Source organism: Treponema zioleckii, assembly GCF_014737315.1.
In the GTDB taxonomy this organism is placed as follows: domain Bacteria; phylum Spirochaetota; class Spirochaetia; order Treponematales; family Treponemataceae; genus Treponema_D; species Treponema_D zioleckii.
Genome location: NZ_JPUF01000140.1, coordinates 1 through 1,479, shown reverse-complemented (window position 1 = coordinate 1,479; position 1,479 = coordinate 1). Strand labels below are relative to the sequence as shown.

Below are 1,479 nucleotides of genomic sequence, written 5' to 3'. Positions count from 1 at the left end.
AATCAAAACACCGTCACGGATTTTTATTACATGATCTGAAATATTAACTATTTTCGCATCGTGCGTAGAGAATACGAAAGTTGTATTCAGTTCTTTGTTCAATTTTTTCATCAATTCTAGAATTTGGTCACCATTTTTGGAATCAAGATTCGCAGTCGGTTCATCGGCAAGAATAATTGGTGCCTTTGTTACGAGTGCCCGAGCAATTGCGACGCGTTGACGCTGACCACCTGAAAGTTCGGAAGGCTTGTGATTTTTCCACTTTGTAAGCCCGACAGTTTCAAGAAGGTAAGAAATCCATTCTTTTTTTTCTGCGACGCTTAACGTTTCGTTTGCTACGGATTTTCCTAACGATAGGGGAAGTGAAATGTTTTCCCAAACGTCGAGCACAGGAATTAAATTGAATGTCTGAAAAATAAATCCTAAATGGCTGCGCCTAAGTTCTGTAAGTTTTGAATCGAGCGAAAGCGGAACTTTTGAATCAATACCAAGTTTTACACCGTTATAAACGTCAATACCTTCGAGAATAATCGAACCTGATGCCGGCAAATCAATCAAACCAATCATGTTGAGTAGAGTTGATTTTCCTGAGCCAGACGGTCCTGAAATAGCCGCGAATTCACCTTTTTCGATTTTAAAAGAAACGTTGTCAACAGCTTTTACCTGAACTTTTTCCATTCGATAAATTTTATTTACATTCTTTAATTCAATAATTGCCATATAAAAATAATACCTTAATTCTGAATTTTATAATACACTATTTTTTAGAGTTTCATATAATTTTTGAGCACTTTCTTCAAATGTGTTCTTTGCCAAGAAGTTTTCTGGCGAAGTTATTGGATCCAAAAGCACTTGGTCTAATTCGCATTGCGGGTTTTTAGGATCAACGTAATGCGCAGTTTCGTTAAAAATTGAAAAAGTTGCAGAATTGTTGGAAATAACAATTTGCGTTCCAGCTTTCAAGGCTAGCGCATTTTCCATAGAAAAGCCCTCTGTAAAACTTGGATTTACAAAAGCCCTGCATTTTTGCAGCAATAAAAATTGTTCCTGCTCAGAAAGTTTTCCTAAAAGAAGAATGTTGGAAAGATTTTTTACCCCCAAGAAGGCATCTGGAAGTTCGTCTTCCGCAGAAAGTCCTTGAATTGCAAAAAAATCATCTGGATGAAGTTCCGCATATTTTAAAATCCACAAAAAATTATGCCGCTTTTGAAAGCTTGCATTTGAGAAATAAAAAGTTTTTTCTCTTAAAATAGGAAATCTTTCAAAAATATTGTTTGTTACAGATTCGCTCTCCGCTGATTCGCCATCTGTTTGTGTTTGGGAACCTTCTAAAAGCTCATCATCAACTTTTTCTGAATGCACAAATCCGCTTTGAGAGTTTTCGCCACCCCCCCGGCAAGACTGTTATTTTTCATTCGGAACCAAATAAACTTTATTCAGCGTGTTTTTATCGCTTGTGAACAGGTAAAAATTCCTTTT

The 1,479-nt window shown here is 36.4% G+C and carries 2 protein-coding genes; both read right to left on the bottom strand.

Features of this window, described 5'->3' with window-relative positions; translation table 11 throughout:
- Window positions 1-720, bottom strand: a 720-nt coding sequence (locus JI65_RS16880; protein ID WP_191018330.1) for an ABC transporter ATP-binding protein, incomplete at its 3' end; no start/stop codon positions are given.
- Window positions 721-747: 27 nt separating this feature from the next.
- Window positions 748-1,362, bottom strand: a complete 615-nt coding sequence (locus JI65_RS16875; protein ID WP_191018329.1) for a glycosyltransferase — start codon at window positions 1,360-1,362, stop codon at window positions 748-750.
- Between the last annotated feature and the right edge of the window lie 117 nt (window positions 1,363-1,479).